At 43.4% G+C, this 18936-nt stretch carries 20 protein-coding genes; 7 read left to right on the top strand and 13 right to left on the bottom strand.

Going from position 1 to position 18936, the window contains the following annotated elements; all coding sequences use genetic code 11:
* Window positions 1–67 precede the first annotated feature (67 nt).
* The gene (locus JMX63_RS09610; protein WP_134292239.1) at window positions 68–1093 is read left to right on the top strand and encodes a DnaJ C-terminal domain-containing protein; all 1026 of its coding nucleotides are present in this window, start codon (window positions 68–70) and stop codon (window positions 1091–1093) included.
* Between the two features lie 100 nt (window positions 1094–1193).
* Window positions 1194–1517, top strand: coding sequence for a chaperone modulator CbpM (locus JMX63_RS09605; RefSeq protein ID WP_134292240.1), 324 nt, complete (start codon window positions 1194–1196; stop codon window positions 1515–1517).
* 81 nt (window positions 1518–1598) lie between these two features.
* Here JMX63_RS09605 and sstT read toward each other — a convergent pair whose 3' ends face one another.
* From sstT to JMX63_RS09585, 4 genes are all read right to left on the bottom strand, one after another.
* Entirely contained in the window at window positions 1599–2801 is a 1203-nt protein-coding gene (sstT, locus tag JMX63_RS09600; RefSeq protein ID WP_057757687.1) for a serine/threonine transporter SstT, read from the bottom strand.
* A gap of 434 nt (window positions 2802–3235) precedes the next feature.
* Entirely contained in the window at window positions 3236–3727 is a 492-nt protein-coding gene (locus JMX63_RS09595) for a DNA polymerase III subunit chi (protein WP_165596850.1), read from the bottom strand.
* Window positions 3728–3734: 7 nt separating this feature from the next.
* The gene (locus JMX63_RS09590; protein ID WP_201572165.1) at window positions 3735–5390 is read right to left on the bottom strand and encodes a leucyl aminopeptidase; all 1656 of its coding nucleotides are present in this window, start codon (window positions 5388–5390) and stop codon (window positions 3735–3737) included.
* A 225-nt stretch (window positions 5391–5615) separates the two neighbouring features.
* Window positions 5616–6233 (bottom strand): cysteine hydrolase family protein, encoded by a 618-nt coding sequence (locus tag JMX63_RS09585; RefSeq protein ID WP_134292244.1) that lies wholly within the window; start codon window positions 6231–6233, stop codon window positions 5616–5618.
* Between the two features lie 493 nt (window positions 6234–6726).
* Between JMX63_RS09585 and JMX63_RS09580 the strand changes: the two genes are divergently transcribed.
* Together JMX63_RS09580 and lptG are read left to right on the top strand one after the other, a co-directional pair.
* Window positions 6727–8037 carry an LPS export ABC transporter permease LptF gene (locus JMX63_RS09580; RefSeq protein ID WP_134292245.1) on the top strand — a complete coding sequence of 437 codons (1311 nt, stop codon included), beginning with the start codon at window positions 6727–6729 and terminating at the stop codon, window positions 8035–8037.
* The gene (gene lptG, locus JMX63_RS09575; RefSeq protein WP_201572164.1) at window positions 8037–9245 is read left to right on the top strand and encodes an LPS export ABC transporter permease LptG; all 1209 of its coding nucleotides are present in this window, start codon (window positions 8037–8039) and stop codon (window positions 9243–9245) included. The genes JMX63_RS09580 and lptG overlap by 1 nt, the downstream gene beginning before the upstream one ends.
* A gap of 120 nt (window positions 9246–9365) precedes the next feature.
* Here lptG and JMX63_RS09570 read toward each other — a convergent pair whose 3' ends face one another.
* Window positions 9366–9986 (bottom strand): class I SAM-dependent methyltransferase, encoded by a 621-nt coding sequence (locus tag JMX63_RS09570; RefSeq protein ID WP_201572163.1) that lies wholly within the window; start codon window positions 9984–9986, stop codon window positions 9366–9368.
* A 240-nt stretch (window positions 9987–10226) separates the two neighbouring features.
* Here JMX63_RS09570 and JMX63_RS09565 point away from each other — a divergent pair, with 240 nt between their 5' ends.
* On the top strand, window positions 10227–10670 hold the full coding sequence (locus JMX63_RS09565; RefSeq protein ID WP_201572161.1) for a PH domain-containing protein: 444 nt from the start codon (window positions 10227–10229) through the stop codon (window positions 10668–10670).
* Window positions 10671–10733: 63 nt separating this feature from the next.
* On the opposite strand, the gene JMX63_RS09560 is transcribed toward JMX63_RS09565, so the two are convergent.
* From JMX63_RS09560 to recN, 7 genes are all read right to left on the bottom strand, one after another.
* Window positions 10734–11063 carry a DUF3817 domain-containing protein gene (locus JMX63_RS09560; RefSeq protein ID WP_227673306.1) on the bottom strand — a complete coding sequence of 110 codons (330 nt, stop codon included), beginning with the start codon at window positions 11061–11063 and terminating at the stop codon, window positions 10734–10736.
* 60 nt (window positions 11064–11123) lie between these two features.
* Window positions 11124–12062 carry a site-specific tyrosine recombinase XerD gene (xerD, locus tag JMX63_RS09555; protein WP_201572159.1) on the bottom strand — a complete coding sequence of 313 codons (939 nt, stop codon included), beginning with the start codon at window positions 12060–12062 and terminating at the stop codon, window positions 11124–11126.
* A gap of 66 nt (window positions 12063–12128) precedes the next feature.
* Window positions 12129–12455 (bottom strand): sulfurtransferase TusA, encoded by a 327-nt coding sequence (gene tusA / locus JMX63_RS09550; RefSeq protein ID WP_201572157.1) that lies wholly within the window; start codon window positions 12453–12455, stop codon window positions 12129–12131.
* A gap of 92 nt (window positions 12456–12547) precedes the next feature.
* A complete protein-coding gene (locus JMX63_RS09545) occupies window positions 12548–13042 on the bottom strand; it encodes a hypothetical protein (RefSeq protein ID WP_201572155.1) in 495 nt (164 codons plus the stop codon).
* Between the two features lie 86 nt (window positions 13043–13128).
* On the bottom strand, window positions 13129–13704 hold the full coding sequence (gene ruvX / locus JMX63_RS09540) for a Holliday junction resolvase RuvX (RefSeq protein WP_227673305.1): 576 nt from the start codon (window positions 13702–13704) through the stop codon (window positions 13129–13131).
* A 50-nt stretch (window positions 13705–13754) separates the two neighbouring features.
* Window positions 13755–14318, bottom strand: coding sequence for a YqgE/AlgH family protein (locus JMX63_RS09535; RefSeq protein ID WP_101204671.1), 564 nt, complete (start codon window positions 14316–14318; stop codon window positions 13755–13757).
* Window positions 14319–14485: 167 nt separating this feature from the next.
* Complete coding sequence (recN, locus tag JMX63_RS09530; protein ID WP_201572153.1) at window positions 14486–16165, bottom strand: DNA repair protein RecN; 1680 nt, start codon at window positions 16163–16165, stop codon at window positions 14486–14488.
* Window positions 16166–16929: 764 nt separating this feature from the next.
* On the opposite strand from recN, the gene ppnP reads away from it, so the two are divergent.
* Together ppnP and rlmB are read left to right on the top strand one after the other, a co-directional pair.
* On the top strand, window positions 16930–17265 hold the full coding sequence (gene ppnP, locus JMX63_RS09525; protein WP_057757729.1) for a pyrimidine/purine nucleoside phosphorylase: 336 nt from the start codon (window positions 16930–16932) through the stop codon (window positions 17263–17265).
* Window positions 17266–17488: 223 nt separating this feature from the next.
* On the top strand, window positions 17489–18259 hold the full coding sequence (rlmB, locus tag JMX63_RS09520; RefSeq protein WP_201572151.1) for a 23S rRNA (guanosine(2251)-2'-O)-methyltransferase RlmB: 771 nt from the start codon (window positions 17489–17491) through the stop codon (window positions 18257–18259).
* Here the strand turns inward: rlmB and coaE are convergent.
* Window positions 18222–18908: a dephospho-CoA kinase gene (coaE, locus tag JMX63_RS09515; protein ID WP_201572150.1), complete on the bottom strand. Its 687-nt coding sequence runs from the start codon at window positions 18906–18908 to the stop codon at window positions 18222–18224. The two genes, rlmB and coaE, sit on opposite strands and share 38 nt — an antisense overlap.
* Between the last annotated feature and the right edge of the window lie 28 nt (window positions 18909–18936).

Genomic DNA, 18936 nt, shown 5'->3' with positions numbered 1-18936 from the left:
TTATACCGTATCGTTTGAAATTGGCAGACTGATACCACTAATATGTTTTTATTTTGGGGAAAATAACATGGCAGAGAAAAACTACTATGACATTTTAGGGGTCAAAAAAGACGCCTCAGACGCTGATATCAAAAAAAAATACCGTAAGCTCGTTCGCCAGTATCATCCCGATGTCAGTGATCATCCAGATGCTGATAATAAAATTGCAGAAATAAACAACGCTTACGAAACGATCAGAGATAAAGAAAAGCGCGCTGAATATGACGCTATGCTCAATAATCCGTTCGCAGGTCAAAGTAGATCAAGTGGGTTTGGTGGTAGTGGGCAAACTGATGCGGGTCAAGGTGGTTTTCGCTGGGAAGATATCAAAGACCAGTTTGGTGACGGTGAGGCCTTTGGTGATGGTGGTTTTCGCTTCGATGATATTTTTTCAGCATTTGGTCGCGGCGCACGTGGGTCAGCTGGTGGGCAGACGGGTGGTCGCTCTCAAAGCAGCGGCTTTGATCAATTTGGTGGTGGCTTTGGGGCGCAAGATAGCAAAGGTCAGGATCAGCATGCCGAGATTACCGTTGATTTGTCTTCAGTCTATAGTGGCGACGACTACAGCATTAAGCTAAACGTCCCTGTTCGTCAGCCCAATGGTAATGTCGAATACGACAATAAAACCCTTAAGATAAAAATCCCTAAAGGTATCACTGACGGTAAGCAAATTCGTTTAGCAGGGCAAGGTGCTGCTGGTAGCAGTAATGGCAAAAATGGCGATTTGTTTTTGAAGGTTAAAATTCGTCATGATGCCAATATTCGTATAGAAGGCGCAGACGTTTATCAAACTGTGAATATTGCACCGTGGGAAGCGGCGTTGGGTGAAAAAATCAACGTCAGTACGCCAGCGGGTGCGCTTGGTGTGACCATTCCTAAAAACAGCAAGTCCGGTAGTAATTTACGTCTTAAAGGCAAGGGTATCCCTGCCAAGCAAGCAGGCGACTTGTATCTAACTTTAAATATTGTCAATCCTGATGTCAGTAGTGATGCGTCGATACAGGCTTATGAGCAGCTAAAACAAGCCTTTGCTGATACCAATATTAGTCGTTAAACAAGATTATGAATAACCGTTACTTATTACTGAAGTAATAAACGAATAGCAGAGATGAACACGATACCGATGAAATAAAGAGAAAACGAGGATAATAGCTATGAACCACTCGACTGAATTTACAGACATCATCATGAGCTTAGATGAACTGGTCTCTGCCTGTGGCCAAGAGCGCCAATGGGTCATCGAATTAATCGAAGAAAATATCATTGAGTATGATGTACCAGAGCGTGAGCAATTCACTGGTTATCAGCTGACGACAGTGCGCCGTGCATCACGACTGAGTCGTGACTTTGAAGCCAGCGTACCAGCAATTGGTTTGATACTTGAGCTGTTAGATGAGGTTGAGCAACTGCGCCAACTTAAACGTCAAATAGAACAGCAAACACCAGTCATCGAAGTCGACATAGATAACCTAAAGTAATCAAACAATCAAAATACCGCATAAAAAAAGGGCCCTTTAAAGGCCCTTTTTTTATGTCTATATAAAACACTTTAGCAGAAATTAACGCGAATACGTAGGATCCGCTGCTGCTGTAAATAATACATCAGTTGAAGAGTTCAAGGCAGTCTCAGCTGAATCCTGAATCACACCGATGATAAAGCCAATCGCAACCACTTGCATCGCGATATCATTTGGAATGCTAAATAAGCTAGCAGCGAGTGGAATCAATAGCAACGAACCACCAGCAACACCAGAAGCACCGCAAGCACTAATCGTAGCAACCAGACTGAGTAGCAGCGCTGATGCAAACGTCACTTCGATACCCAACGTATGAGCAGCAGCAAGCGTTAAGACATTAATGGTAATCGCAGCGCCCGCCATGTTGATGGTAGCACCTAGTGGAATGGTCACCGAATAAGTGTCTTCGTGCAATCCAAGCTTACGGGCAAGGTTCATATTGACTGGAATATTGGCCGCTGAACTACGTGTAAAGAAGGCAGTAATTCCTGATTCGCGCAGACATCTGAACACGAGTGGATAAGGATTTTTGCCAGTTTTGATAAGGACGATAAGCGGATTGGCAACCAACGCAATGAATAACATACAGCTGATTAATACCATCAAGATACGTGCGTAGCCTGCCAAAGAAGCAAAGCCTGTCTCAGCAACCGTGCTAGCGACTAGGCCTAAGATACCAAATGGGGCTAAAGCAATAATCCATTTAACCACTTGTGAGATGGCATCAGCGAAATCGCCAACGACATTGCGAGCAGTATCACTGGCTTGGCGCAATGCAAAACCGATAATAATTGCCCATGCTAAGATACCAATATAGTTGGCTTCAGCGATTGCATTGATCGGGTTAGCGACCAAGTTCATGAGCAAGTTCGTCAAGACTTCTTTTAGGTCAGCAGGTGGTACTTGCGCGATATCGGCGTTGATCAAGACCAGCTCAGTCGGGAATAAAAAGCTGGCACCGACTGCCGTTAGTGCTGCCAAAAAAGTGCCGAACATGTACATGATAAGCACCGGCTTTACGTAGACTTCATTGCCACTGCGATGTTGACTAATGGCTGCCATAACCAGAATAAACACTAGGATGGGAGCGACTGCTTTTAGTGCGCCGACAAAGAGTGTACCAAGCAACCCTATGGCGGTGCCGATACTTGGCGCCAGCCAACCAATCAATACCCCTAATACCAAACCAATAATAATAAGCGGCACCAGCCCTATACGCTGATACATCGCAATCAATGAACGCATCTGTACACCCTCAAGTCCGTTAAAAGTAAGTGAATTGTCACAACAGAAAATTTATCGAAGGATGGTAGCATTTTTTGACATATTCGCATACCGCTCATAGCAGTAGCTGTTGCGTGCAAACAGAGGGATAGTAGAGTTATAGAACTAGTATAAAAAAAATGGGTGGTGTTCTAAAAAGTATGCTGGTGATAAAAGTCAATAAGAAATCTATGCTAAGTTCTCTGATTCTATAGGGCTTTCAAGGCTTCAAAAATTGTTCAAATTTTAATCAGCATACTTTTTGACACACCACCAAAAAATGTAGCACTTATAGGCAAGGGCTAGCTACTCAGAATACCTCATTTATAGGAGAGTAAAAGCAGCAATATAGGCAGTGATATATAAGGTAGGAAGAGATTTCACTATGAAAGGTAAGAGGGAAATAAACAGTAGAGCTACACCTTAAAGTGGGTCAGATCGTAACCTAATTGCTGGTAGGCTTTATATTTATTACGACCTTCTTGTGTACTTGTGGCATCAGGTAGGATCAGCTCAAGGACTCGAGAGGGTTTTGAATTATTGGTAGCAGTCATAAAATCGTTGACGGGACGTGTCGTCGTATTGAGCACGATACCATTAAAATCAGCTGGCATATGATTGCCTAATAGTACAGGCGCTAATACTTCAGAAGTAGCAATGTTACTATCATCAGTACCTCTATCACTGGTACTTTTATTGTCATTATCAGAAAGACATTGATGCGGTATAAAACTCGTAGGCTCTTGAGCCCAAAGTGCCGTATCTAGATTTGCTAGTAATGTCTCATCTTCAATTAAAATCAGCAAAGACTGAGCGCTTTTGTTAAGCGCCGTCTGAGTCAGCTGACAAATAAAGCCCAAGAAATCTTGGGCCTTACTTTCACTTAATACATAAAAACTAATTTTCATAAATGGATTAAGCCATCTCTGCGCTGTTTTTTAGATATTGCATAAACAGTGGCACAGGACGACCAGTGGCTGCTTTGTCTTTACCTGAGTTCCATGCAGTACCAGCGATGTCTAAATGCGCCCATGCTTGACCTTCTTCAATGAAACGCGATAAGAAGCAGGCGGCAGTTACGGCACCAGCACCTTTACCACCAATGTTTTGCATATCGGCAATTGGTGAATCAAGCTGAGCTTGATACTCATCATCTAAAGGCATATGCCAAATTAGGTCACCTGATAAGTTGCTAGCATTTTCTAAATCAAACAGGACATCTTCATCATTACTAAATACGGCTGAACGCACATGGCCTAGCGCAACCACACAAGCGCCAGTCAAAGTGGCAACATCGATGATGGCTTTTGGCTGATAACGCTGCACGTAGCACAAAGTATCTGCTAGTACTAAGCGACCTTCAGCATCAGTGTTCAAGATTTCAACTGATTTACCATTCATCGCTTTAACGATATCGCCTGGACGCGTGGCATCACCTGATGGCATGTTTTCAGCACAGGCTAGCGCACCAACGACGTTGATTGGTAGACGCGCTTCGCACAACGCTTTAATCGTACCGAGTACTGATGCTGAACCACCCATGTCAAACTTCATCTCATCCATCGCCGCACCTGGCTTGATTGAGATACCGCCTGAATCAAAGGTCACGCCTTTACCGACTAATACAATAGGTGCGTCGTCATTGGCCGCTTGTGCATTGTCATTGCTACTTTTGCTTGCATTTTTAGCTGACTTTTTGGTTGGTAGTTTATCGGCCAATGCCTTTAGACCACTCACTTTTGCGTTGCTAGTGGTTTGCTCGGTAGTGCCTGCATTTGAACTAAATTCTGATTTGCCACGGTACTCCATGAGCACCAGCTTACCTTCTTTGGTGGAGCCTTGTGCAACGGCCAAGAAGCAATGCATACCTAGCGCTGCCATCTCGTCTTCACCTAGTACTTTCACGGTTAATAGGTCAGGGTAAGTTTTTGCAAGCTCTTGAGCTTGTTCAGCCATATAAGCTGGGAAGCAGATGTTACCTGGCTCATTGGCTACATCGCGAGTGAGGCTCTGACCAGCAAATACTGACTGAGCAAAGGCAAGTGCAGGCTGTAATGACTCATCAGCTAATAGATAGACATCAGTCAATACAGGACTTGCTTGCTCAGACTTATACTTGTCAAAGCGGTAGCTAGCTGCCAGTAGATTAAGGGCAAATTGACCAAAGTGATTTTCTTCTAGTGCATCACCTAAGGCGACAGTGATAGAAGACACACGCTTTTGTGTGCTGCTATAGATAGTATTGGCAATTTTTTGCAGTACGGTGTTGTTAAACTTATCAGTGTTACCTACACCGACCAACAGCAGTTGTACAGGGTTTTGCTTAGTGGTTTTCTTATCACCTGCCAGCGCATAATCAGCAACAGTCTCACAGGTAGCACCCTTGAAATGTGATACTTCAATCAACTGCTCAATACGAGCGGTATATTCGCTTAGCACAGATTCAGCCAGAATGTTTTTCTTGTCATCGACCAAAACAACCAGACAAGCATCGTCTTTACTTTTGGCTTCTTTTTTCAAGATTTTTTGCGTATGAGTCTTTGGTAAATGCTGAGATAATTTGATATTCATATAGTTATCCTTATTAGAGTTATGAAAATTGCAGGATTTGTAGGACTGCTTATACCTGTCAGATTATTAGATTATTTGGTCTGTTGAGCAATCACAGTAGTGTAGCATATTGCGATAATCGTGCGCAGTTAGCAAGCCTTAGGTAATACGTTTGAATTATTATGCTGTGCTAACTTACGCTATGGTGTAGCGGTTACATTATCATTTTTCGATGATGCCAACATATTAGCCATTGACCAATTCATCGGTCGTTACCATCGCGGCAAATCTGTCTTGTAGTGCGGCCATGGCAGTATCATGCATGATTTCAGCGCTTATCGGCTCTCTAGTAGCGCTAGGTAGGTCGCGAGTGGCACAGGCATCATGGCAGACAAAACTATCGAAACCTAAATCAAATGCGGCGCGGACGCTTGAGCTGACGCACATATGACTCATAAAACCTGCAAAAATAATCTGCTTTTTTTCTGTTGCTGAGATCAATGATTGTAATTGCGTATCATAAAAGGCATTCGGATGCTTTTTGGCAATCACTGTTTCGCCATCTTGCGGCTGCAATTGCTCGACTATCTCAACGTTAGCTGATAAAGGATCAAAGACATTGCCATTCTCTGCACCATGATGGGTAATGTGAAAGATAGGTAAATCTTGCTGACGCGCTTTATCGAGTACTAGGCGTGCATTGGCGATGGCTTTTGCCCCAGCGTCCCCTAATAGCATAGCGCCATCGACATATTCATTCTGATAATCAATAAGAACGAGCGCACAATTTGACCAGTCAAGCGCATCGAATGTGCCGCCAGCGAGTTCAAGTAGGGTAGAGGGTGTAGAGGTCGTTTTATTCATTAATATTATTCTCCGTTTGACGATATAAGTATATTTTTCTATTAGTCAGTCTAGCAATTAATAACAGAGATAAATGTTCGATGATACGAATGACAAACAAACCTTTCTAAAATAAATAAAGCAAAAACTTAGCGCTATAAATGCTATCAATTCGATGTAATTTGAGGTTTTATCAATTATTTATCCAATACTTGCTATATTTGTTACTTACTGTCAATAATGCGCTCTCAGCAAGGTGTAGGTAATGTTTTCAAACACATTTCACAGCCATTTTTGGGCAAAACATGCTAGCATTAGCGGTTATATCTGTCGCTTGTGTTTATTGAGTATGACTAACCAGTCGCTTAGTAACGTTTACCGTTATTTGAGTATTTAGATGACCCATATCATGCTGATGATATGTCGTCGTACGTCCTAAATATTTAATAAGCTCATCATCAATCGCGCGCATACCAACCGTTTAAGAGTACCCATTGTGATATTACGCCGCTACATGACACAACAAGTTGCCTCGACCACTGCCTTAGTGTTGGGGTTTTTGGTAGTGATGATGCTCGGCGGTCGTTTGATACGCTATTTTGGCATCGCTGCTGAAGGTCGTTTGGACGTCAGTCTACTGTTTACGATCATTGGGTATAACCTACCGTATTTTTTAGAGCTCATTTTACCGTTAGCATTCTTTATCGCTTTGATGCTGGTATTTGGTCGCTTGTATGTCGATCAAGAAATGGCAGTGATTAATGCTAGTGGCGTGTCTCGAGGTAAGCTTGCTCGGTTAATGACACCGTTAATATTGGCGCTGTTCGTTGGTGAAGCGGCGCTATCTGTCGTTGGCAAGCCTTGGGGTGTTCGCTCGTCTGAAGCTGTGTGGCAGCAGCAAGCATTGACCAGTGCGTTTGATTTGATCCGTCCGAACGAGTTTATCAGTAGCGGTAATTATCATTTATATGTGGGTAGTCTCAGCGATGATAAGAAAAAATTGCAAGATGTGATCTTGATCCAATCTGAACCTGCGAAAAAAGGTAGTGCTGCTGAAAGTGTCGATGCTAATGCTACTGATATGAATAATACGATCGACAGCGAAACAGCCGAACAAATTGGCATATCTAACATACCAAAAAATATTATAAATAGTGGTGCAAAGGACATTAGCAAAGACACGATTACGTTGGCTAAGCGTGCTGAGCAAGTGAATACTGGCAATAGCGGCGTTACTCAGTTGGATTTGTTCCAAGGACGTCGTTACGAAGTTGGCGCAGGCAGTCTGAAATATAATCAAGTCGCTTTTGATCGTTATCGCATCACCTTGACTGAGTCTTCACAGGAAGTTATCACCGAAGACAATATTGAAATGCAGAAGATTGGACCATTGTGGCAAGTCGCAACGAGTAGCTCACCATCAGGCTCTAACAGTGCAATGCGCGCTGCACAAGGTGAGCTTGGCTATCGTTTGGCGCTACCATGGCTGATGATTATCGCGCCTATGTTGGCCGTGCCACTGGCGCAAGTCCGTCCGCGTCAAGGACGTTGGCTGCGCTTGTTTCCTTCTATCTTATTATTTGTCAGCTGTGCATTAGGTATCATCTCGCTCAAAAACGCGGTGAGCAAAGACAGCATCAGCGTATGGGCGTATGCATGGCTTATCTTAGGATTTATGGCATTGGCGCTTTATATGAATTGGGGTAGCCGTGTGCAACATCGACTGCGCTTTCGCAAACAAGAAAATAGGCTAGCCGCTGCCACCACTAGTTCAGTTAGCGACATAGATAATCAGAACAACAGCTCACAAGGAGGGCAGTTTTAATGCGCTCTTTATTTGCTAAGTCAGCCGAGTCTGATCAATTGGCTAAGAAACCTGCCAATCTAAAAGTCCTCAGTCGCTATGTCAAACTCAACGCTCTATTGGCTATTATCGCTGCCGTCATTGGTTTATGGGCCTTGCAGCTGATTTTCTCTTACTTATCAGAGCTTGATTCTTTAGGCGATAACTACACCATGGGCGAGGCGCTCAAATATATCTTTTATCGCTCGCCTTACTTTTTAGAGCAATTTATCCCAACGGGTGCGCTATTGGGTGCTGTCATAGGATTGGGCTTGCTAGCTAATAAAAGCGAGCTGGTCGTCATGCGCGCGGCTGGGGTCAGTATCTATCGTATCGTCGGCTGGGTATTACAGCCCGCTTTGATATTTGTGCTATTGGCATTGGCTATCAATCAGTTCGTCCTACCGTCTTCTAACCAGTTAGCGAAACAGATTAATGATGAAGACAGCACCTCACTGGTCACATCAGTACGCGGCTACTGGACGATACAGACACGTTTCGAAACCGCAGAAGATGGCAGTGCAACACCTGATGGTAGCGATATTTTATATATTGATTATGCTGATGTCGCGGGTAATATTGGCGAGGTGAAACGCTGGCATTTGGACAATAACGGTAATTTACAAACTGCTGTCCACGCGGAAGGTGGGAAATATACTGGCCGTGAACCAATTGATGTAAATAGTGAGAAGCCAAGTGAGCAGTATCGTTACGAGTGGCAATTAAACGATATGGTTAAGCTCTCTATCAATCAAGGTTTTGAGAGTAGCCAAGCCGTTTCACCATCAGATACGTTAAGCTTACCCTTTGCCCCAGAGTCTGTGTATCTGCTGACGCGTAAGGCAGAAGATTTGTCATTGACGCAGCTGTACGAGCATCGCGCGTTTATGCGTCAACAGGGCAATCGCTCCTTAGAGCATGAAGTGGCATTTTGGCAAAAGCTACTATCGCCATTATCCATATTGTCGCTAGTGATTGTTGCTTGTTCATTTGTCTTTGGCTCGCTACGGACGCACAGCTTAGGCTTGCGTATCGTCGTGGCGTTGTTGTTTGGTTTGCTATTTAGCTATATTCAAGACTTAGTTGGTTTTGTATCGCTAGCCACAGGCTTTTCACCAATGCTCATGGTGCTATTGCCGATTATCGGCAGCGCGCTATTAGGCGGATATTTGATAAAACGCCAGATGTAGAAGGATAGTTGGTCATACAAAATAAAAAGCACGCTAAATCTAATTTAGCGTGCTTTTTTATGTCGATTTCAATTTAAGCTTCAGTTTAAATGGCCGAAACTCAATCATGGAAAGCTAAAACTAGTCTTTGGTCGCCATCGTAATCGTATAGGTTTTACCTTGTTTGATTTTATCGCTATTACCAAACACTTCGGTAAACGAGCGTTTCACAAATTGGCGCAGACCATTGATGGTGACGACATAAAAACGGCCACCTTTACGCATGCGTGCATAAGCATCGAGGAAGTATAAGTAATGCTGCTCTTTACCGACTTTGGCTGGCAAGTTTGACATCACAAGGCTAAAGTCTTTGTCTTTTGCCACATGATTAAAGCCATTTGATAAATGTACATCAACATTGTTTAGACCATTTTTTTCACAGTTACGGCGTGCGTATTCTACTGCCATAAAGTCTTTATCAATCAGCGTATGCTGACCATTCGGACATTCACGTGCTGCCGTCATACCAAGTACACCATAACCACAGCCCAAATCAATCGAATCATCATCTTGCTCAAAATCTACATAATCAAGCAGCATCAAGCTACCATCATCGAGCTTTTGCGGTGAAAAAATGCCCCACGTGGTCGCAAAATCAAACGGCTTACCCAGCACTTCTTGGCGAAAATTGATATCTTCGCGCCAGTGTTCGGCGTTTTTTAATAGGTCAGCAGGTGGCTTATGATTTAGTGGGTGGCTCATAGGATTCTCAGATAATGAATAGGTAAAAGGTAGTGCGCAGCCCAGTTAGGCAGCATGTATATCATGACGCACTTTAATAAGGGTATTGTAACGAGAAAAGGATGGGTTTGCAGCTATCTATTTATGGAACTGCATTTTGCTATATCGCAAAAAATTCTAAGAAAAATGTTAGAGACATTAGATAAGAGGCATCGCTTAATATAGAATCAAATTTAACCTGATAGTCTCTAAGTATTATTTATGCCAGACATTATATTCGTATCCAAAATAGACTTTTGGCTTGCACTGCTACTTTGGGGTTTGAGCTTATTTACTGTGTCTGTTCCATTATGGCAGTGGAAGCGAGGTGCTCACAAATCCCTCATACAAACTATATTAATGACGGTTACTCTCATCCCTATTGCAGCACTAATGCTCATACCTTTCTTCGGTACTGAGTACACATTAACGAATGACCAACTACAAGTAGATAGTGGGTTCTCTGTTCAAAAAATTGAGCTTACAGATATCATCTATATTATGCCAACACAAAGCATGAGTTCTGCGCCAGCACTATCATTGGATAGGATTAAAATATCATATCAAGATGAAGAAATACTAATCTCACCAAAAGACCAGTCACGTTTTTATCGCGAGATACAGGCACGTAATCCTAAAATAGTGATAGATACAGCAGGCGAATAGAATGGCATTATCGTTAGCCGCATTCAGCTATACATCGTTCCTGATAGTGAATTTTTTTCGAAACTACTTCCCCAAATTCTTATTTAATAAGTGATCAAATATAAATGGCCCAAATGGCAAAAACGAGCCGAGCACACCAGCAGGTAGCGCCCAAAGCGGCATTTTTATTCTGCTCGCGGTGATGATTAATACCATGACATAAGCAACGAATAATACCCCATGCACTGGACCGATATAGCTTACCGCTTCTGGAATATCGAACATATATTTGAGTGGCATCGCGATACCAAGTAACAATAGAAAAGACGTACCCTCTAAATAACCCATGATAGTAAGGTTTCGGAGAGCAGAGTTTTGACTCTTTGTTAAGGTAGATGGTTGAGCTTGCGACACGATATATTCCTCTTACAATCATCAATAATATTAGATTTCAATGCTGCCCATATGGCAAGGCTACCCACGTGGATGATGCTCGGCATGCAATTTCTGCAATCTCGCTGTTGCCACATGAGTATAGATTTGCGTGGTTGATAAATCGCTATGTCCTAGCAATAACTGCACACTACGCAAGTCTGCACCGTGATTAAGCAAATGTGTGGCAAATGCGTGACGTAGCGTATGCGGGGATAATTCTTTATCGATACTGGCAACTTTGGCGTACTTCTTAAGTAAATACCAAAAGTTCTGCCGCGTCATATAGCCGCCTTGCGCCGTCAAAAATACCGCTTGGCAATTGCCTGATTTTAAATGCGCAATCAAGTCTCCACGCCCATGAGACAGATAATCTTCCAATGCATCCGCTGCATATTCGCCGAGGGGCACCAGTCGCGTTTTATTGCCTTTACCCGTGATTTGTAGCCAGCCAGAGTTTAGATTCACTTGCTCTAATGAGAGGTTAATCAACTCACTCACTCGCAGACCGCAGGCGTATAAAACTTCTAACATGGCTTTGTCACGCAGTCCAAGTGCCGTACTGGTATCAGGTGCAGCAAGTAGATTATCTACGTCAGCCTCAGCTAAGTCTTTTGGCAGCGGACGTCCCAGTTTTGGGCTTTTAATACGTTCACAAGGATTGTCCTCACGCAGATTGCTGGCAATCATCCATAGATAAAACTGACGCAAGCTTGAGAGCATGCGTGCTTGGGTACGTGGGGTTTTGCCTTCTTTAGCAAGCAGTGACAGACAGTGCAGCACATCATCAGGCTGCCATCGTGTCAGGGCTATAAAATTGGTCAGCTCGCAAGAGCGTAGGTCACGGACGTACGCATTGCGAGTACGCGTCGCTAGACCGCGCGCCAGCATGGCTTGACGAAACTCAGTCATATAAGCTGGCTCATCATCGACCGCCAATGCTTTAGGTTGACGCTGTTGCACGGCACGATCACGGCTCATAGGATGATACTCAGGTAGGGGTTAAGTTAGCAATAACAGACAGTTATTAAAATAATGCCAAACTTATCATGCCATTTTTTTCTTAACCAGATAGCGATATAGCGTTACGCTTGCAGGCGTATCCTCATCGCTATCGATGGTAATTTCATCAGGATCAGCGTCTAAGCTCACGTTCTCAGCCAGTGTTTCTTGGCCTACTAGTTCATGACCTAAATGACGACAGAAATTTGGAATATCGCGCGTGGTAGCCGGATCTGTCGCCAATATTTCAATCACTTCACCGCCATCTGCTTTGCGAATGACGCGGTGTAGCATCATGACGGGTTCAGGACAAATGAGCCCTTGAGTATCTAAGTGATGGTGGATAAGCGTGTCTGGTATCGAAGTGGTCATAGTCATTATCATAAAGCTAAATAAGTGGGTTGGAGGACGAGTAGGGTAAGTAGTTTGCTTAAGTGCTTATCATGGCGTACTTTGTAGATCGTCTATGCTTTAGTACTTTCAGCCTCTTCGTCGGCATCAGGCGTATCAGCTACTTCTAAAAAGTTAAAAAACCGCTTAAAACTTACTTTAAATAAAAATGCCACACCTAGCCAACAAGATAGTCCCAACCATGCAGTATCGGCAAAAATTAATCCACCAACCAATATAATAGTCGATACGCCAATACTCATGGCAATCATCGACGGTTGGTTTAAGCGATAACGATAAACGACCAATGCATCATAAATAGTAATGGGTATCGTGAGGGCTACCAGGGCGTAGGGCAAATTGTAAAATAACTGATAAAGCAGCTGGTTGTCATGGAAAGCTTTGATACTAGCAATCGTGCCAAAGACCACAAATGCAAAAATAGCCGCATAAATGAGATAAATCGCTATTTGGTTGGCACGTTGGGCGCCTTTAATACGGGCAATAGCAAGTGGAGCAAAACCATGCTGTGACTTATGTTGCGAGGGTTGGTCTGAGACAGTGGTCATAGTAATCAGTCATTTATCCGTTAAGAGGTACGATGTATCGAAGTGACATTATAGCCGCACACGTGTCTTTTACCTATTTGGCTGCTTTATTCTGCTTTGATTGCATCGATAGCGATACTGCTATTAGGATCAGCAAAATAGGTCGACATTAGGATACAAGCGGAGATATCATCGATTGGGTCGCGTTCGTTTTTGATCCAACCATTGTCCCATGCGATTTCTCTTGCTTCGATTGAAGTCAGCCGCTCATCACACAGTGATACGGTCACTGGCAAATGCTGCTCCATTATTCTATGGGCCAGACGACGAGCGAATTTGTGCGCTCGTTTTGAAAGCATGGAGCTAGTGCCATCCATATTAAGCGGTAGGCCAACCACGACTTGCGCCACGCCCCAGACTTTGATGATACCAATTAAGTTGTCCCAATCTGGCTGCCCGTTATTCATTGCCAAAATGTCAAAGGCACGTGCCGTCTGTGTGATGGTATTACCGAGTGCCATTCCCATCTTTTTGACACCGTAGTCTAGTGCCAAGATAAGATGCGGCTTTACCTCTGGCTCAATAGTTTCAGCAGTGCTATTGCTACCGTTATCGAGAGTATCAATATCAATGTCATTATCTATAGCGTCTGTGCTACTGGCTGTAAAAGTACTATCTACCATAGTAATGGGTGTCCTTTATGTCTTTATCTAAATTCGCAGAGCGTATGAGATTACGCATGACCTATGTCACTACTAAGATAGTCGAAATTGACTCCGATTTTGTCGGCTGCGATTTGCCAGCGTTCTTCAAACGGTGTATCAAATAATAAATTCAGATCAGCAGGGCAGACTAACCAATCACCATTACTCAGTTCTTGGTCTAGCTGTTTCTTACCCCAGCTGGCATGACCTAGACACAGCTGATAATGACCGACGCCTTGACCTGCGGCGATACGTTTTAGAATATCTTGGCTAGTTGTGATGCAAACGTTCTCCGAAATAGCAAAAGAAGAAGCCCATTCTGGCTGACCAGTATGCAGCACAAAGCCGACCTCCGGATACATAGGGCCACCCTCTAATGCCACATCTTCCATCACCTGCGGATTGGTCACTTCAATATCTAAATCTTCTAGTAGCTTACCTACGCGAGATTGCTCAAGCGGACGATTGACCATCAGACCTAGCGCACCGTGCTTGTCATGACGGCAAATATATATAAGTGCCTGCTCAAACCTTGGGTCTGACAGCTCTGGTGCTGCAATCAAAAAATGATGGGTCAAATTGGTTTTAGACATAGAAACAAACGCAACCTAATAACAAGGGTGAAAGACCACTATATGGTGATAATCAATAGAAAAGCAAGATTCGCACTAATTGCTACTGACTATTACTGAAATTCAAATAACCATTCGTTTTGATGAAAACGAATAATTATTTAACGTTAGATAGGTCAGGTAGAGCGTTATTTAACATCGGATAATAAGCTGCGGGCATGATCGCGCGTGACATCAGTGATAATGACACCGCCAGACATACGTGCCAGCTCGTCTACTTGCGCACTGTCGGTCAGTATGAGTAGCTCGCTTTCGGTCTGTTCTTGATGGTGCTTTTGTACCAAGATATGTTGATGCGCTTGCGCTGCGACTTGTGCTTGGTGTGTGATGGCTAGCAATTGCTGTGTTTGCCCAAGCGAGCGTAGCAGTTCGCCAACCACTTGCGCAGTACCGCCACTAATACCAACGTCGACCTCATCAAATACCAACATAGGCTTGGCGGCGTTGTTATCAGCATTGGTCGCTTGTAAGACTTGCATCACGAGCGCCATACGTGACAGTTCACCACCTGAGGCGATTTTGTGTAGAGGCTGCATTGGCATACCGACATTGGCGCTGAATAATAAATCAATATCGAAACAACCTTGAGCATTGTACTGACTAGATTCGGTTTTTTTGGTAAAAATAAATTCACAGCGAGCATTGGGTAGCGCAAGCGGTTGTAGCTGTTTGATGAGTTGCTTACTAATTATCGGAGCAGCTTTTGTGCGCTCTTTATTTAACTGTGTCGCCAGAGCGAGATAGTCTTGCCAAGCCTGCTCAATTTGCGCTGCCATTGCATCACTGCTTGGCTCGTTCTCTAGCTGCTCTAATTGCGCTTCCCAGCCTTTTGCTTCATCAATTAAATCACTCGCTGGCAAGCTATGCTTACGTGACAGACGATGTCCTAAGCTGATTAGGTTGTCTAATGTTTGCAAGCGTTCAGGATCAGGTAGTTGCTGTTCGGCATAATCTGATAGCAGCGCAGTCACCTCAGTGATTTGCTGCTGTGCTAGATGGAGCTGTTCAGAAGCTTGCTCAAACGTTTGACTGACGCCTACTTGGTTGTCACAGAGTTTAATCGCTTGTCCGAGCAAGGTCATGACATCTGGCTCGTCAGTATCATTGTCGAGCAAATGCAGACCGTGACTGGCCTCTTGCATCAAGGCTTCAATATTGGAGAGCTCTTCATGTTCAGATTCAACTTCTGAGTAGTCCACAGCCAATAACGGCGCAATATCTGCTAATTGGCTCTGCAACAACTGAATACGATCTTGACGCTGGGCTTCGCGGCTCGCGATGTCATCCGCTCGACGTTTTAGCTGCTGATAGGCTTGATAGCTACTGGCAGTTTGGATGGCTAACGGTGTTATCTGTGCCATCTCATCAAGCCATTGCACCACAAATTGCGGCTTAAGCAATGCTTGCTGAGCATGTTGGCTATGTATATTGACCAGTAAAGTGCCTAAACTCTTTAGCTCCGCTAAGCTAACCGGTGAACCATTTAGCCATGCTTTTGAGCGGCCAGTATTGCTTAATTGTCGACGAATAAGTACTTCAGGCTCTTCTAGCGGTCGCTCATTTTTGGTAAACCACTCAGCGATGACACTGTTATTTTCTACATCGAATTGAGCGTAGATATCCGCATGCGCAGCGCCATGCCTGACCATCGCACTGTCTGCTCGCTCACCGACACATAGTGATAGTGCATCTAGCAATAACGACTTGCCAGCACCTGTTTCACCAGTGATGACATTAAAACCTTCAGCCACGCTCAGCTCATGCTGAGCAATCAACGCAAACTGATGTAAAGTTAATGATACTAGCATCAACGCCTCTCAGGACAGACAATGGACATCATATAAATCTTAGGAAGCCATCTATAAATAGGGTAAATAAGGAAGTGAAAATATCTATTTAAACTTGCTAATTAGATAAATATTGTAGGCAAATAGTATGGTGTTAAATGTGCATAAATACAAACTTTAAGACGAGGTATAACAGAATTTATTATTGGAAGATTACCATAAAACTATTAAAAACTGACAATAAATCATCAACATAATACCTATAATATTAATCGTTAGGGTAATTGGATATTCAAAGATAAGCATAGTATGAGAAGAAGTATTTTGACTGATAATGATAAAAAGATACCTAAAATGATGGTCTAGCATCCGCCTAGAAAAATACCAAATGAATATTAAACGAACGGGTAGATACTTGTCATCGAATAGAATTTTCCTAGTCGCTTTAACAAACTTTATAGATATAATGTGGTAGCATAATCTCACATAATGATAAACTCTTCTTATGAGTTTGATGCGCTATGCAACCTAATAACGAGTCATAATTTTGTAAAATTGTAGGCGTATAGTGGTAAAAACAGGCCACTCGATCATTATTCAAAAGCGTTTTCATAGAACCTGTGGCTACCTTTAGCGCGCAGATATCTACTATAGAGGGATAAAGTATTTAAAGCAGGCATGTTTGCTTACTGGTCGCGTATTTGAAGCCCAGTGCAACTCTGTCAGTACTTTAACCCGTTACTTATTTTTTAGTTTTGCCATAATTATTTGATAAGGAAGCCACTATGACAGCGGCGCAATTTACTAACGTAACCGTTAATGCCCAAGCGACAGTATCTTATGATGGTCGCTGCTCAAGCCATACCATTATGTTTGAGGATGGTCGTCATAAAACGCTAGGCGTTATCTTACCTTGTGACAACTTGGTTGAGCATTATCATTTTAGCACCAACACTTCTGAGCGTATCGAAATCACCAGTGGTGAGTGTGAAGTGAAGATCAATGGTGACGATGAATTCAGCTACTACCGTGCAGGTCAATCATTTGTCGTTGAAGGCAATAGCGGTTTTAACCTACGTACTGAAGAGATTGTTCAATATGTCTGTCATCTAGAAGGCTGATATTATTAATAGGGCGCTTGAGCTTTATTATTCTAGCGCCTGTTCTATCACACGTTAGTGTTTCGAGAAAATAAACAATATCGGATTGGTATTGTTTATTTCTTTTTTGACGTTTGGTTTACTGTTCTCTCATCATCAATGAGCTATGACATTTAAAGCCGACGTTATCCTCTTTTATCCCGTCGCCTAGTGCGATATCCACTTTATATTTAGTAGGCCTATTATGGCAAAACCCATTTATTTTTACGGCATTCATGCCATTGATGCGTTACTTGAACATCGTCCTCTTGATGGTCTTAGCTTGTTTGTGCAGCAAGGGCGTGAGAGTGACAGTCATGTACAAGCTATCATGGCTGAAGCGCAAGCAAACGGTATTAGTATTCAACCGACCCAAAAAGACAAGCTAACGCAGTTGTGTGGTAGTCCGCAGCATCAAGGCGTGGTACTCAATGCTCGTCCGTTAGGTTTTGCTGATGAAGGTTTGCTTGATACTATTATTGGCCGTGAACAGTGCCTATTATTGGTACTGGATCAAATTACTGATGCACATAACTTTGGCGCCTGCCTACGTACCGCAGTGGCTATGGGTGTGGATGCAGTGGTTTGTCCAAAACACCATGCAGCGAGCCTAACGCCAACAGTGGCTAAAGTATCGGTTGGCGCAGCAGAGATGATGCCGATCGTCAGCGTTACGAACTTAGCACGCACGTTGTCGCAAATCAAAAATGCAGGCGTTTTCGTATTTGGTACGGCACTTAGTGAAGAGGCTAAGCCAATACATGCCGCTGACCTAACTGGCAAGACCGCTATTATTATGGGTTCAGAAGGAGAGGGTATGCGTCGCCTGACAATGGAAAGCTGTGATGAGTTGGTTTATATTCCAATGTCAGGAAACGAGCATGGTAATCTACAGAGCCTAAACGTGAGTGTTGCTACTGGCATGGCATTGTACGAGGTTAATCGCCAGCGAACTTTAGCTGCTGGGCAAGCGTAAGATACTCTTGGTGCAAGGGTTCTAACTGTAGATATAGAGAGGCAAGGTCGCTCTCATTGAGTATGACATTGTCTGCATGACGATTACGCTCTTCACGACTCAGCTGATTGGTCATAATGGCCTTAATTTTTTGTATGCTTTGATCATCACGCTGACTGGCACGTGCAAGCTGCGTGTCTTCGGTCGCATCCATGACTAAAATACGTTGACATAAATTGGCCAGTCCTGCCTCTGCCGCCTCTATAAGTAGAGGCGCAGACAAGATTATATACGGTGAAGTACTAGCATCTAGCTGTGCTTTTGCTGTCTCACGTATTGCTGGATGAGTGATAGCCTCAAGCTCAATCAGCGCTTCAGGATTTGCGAATACGTGTGTACGTACAGCAGCCCTATCCATAACACCATCATCGTTTAATACCCAGTCACCAAATTTTTTCTGGATTTTCTGCAGAGTGGCGCTACCTTTAGAGACAGTCTCATGGGCGATTACGTCTGCATCAATAATATTGATGCCTTGCTCAGCAAACCAAGCACTAGCGGCAGATTTACCGCTACCGATACCACCCGTCAAACCAACTACGAGCTTCTTGCTTTTTGGTTGCATGGTTTGTGGCTGGTGTGAATAAGAGTGCGATGTATTTTTTGACATAATAATGGCTTATCTGAAAGATAGAACA

The organism is Psychrobacter nivimaris, from assembly GCF_904846365.1.
In the GTDB taxonomy this organism is placed as follows: Bacteria; Pseudomonadota; Gammaproteobacteria; order Pseudomonadales; family Moraxellaceae; genus Psychrobacter; species Psychrobacter nivimaris_B.
The sequence above is the reverse complement of the archived record's forward strand: the minus strand, read 5'-3'. Positions and strand labels throughout refer to the sequence as shown.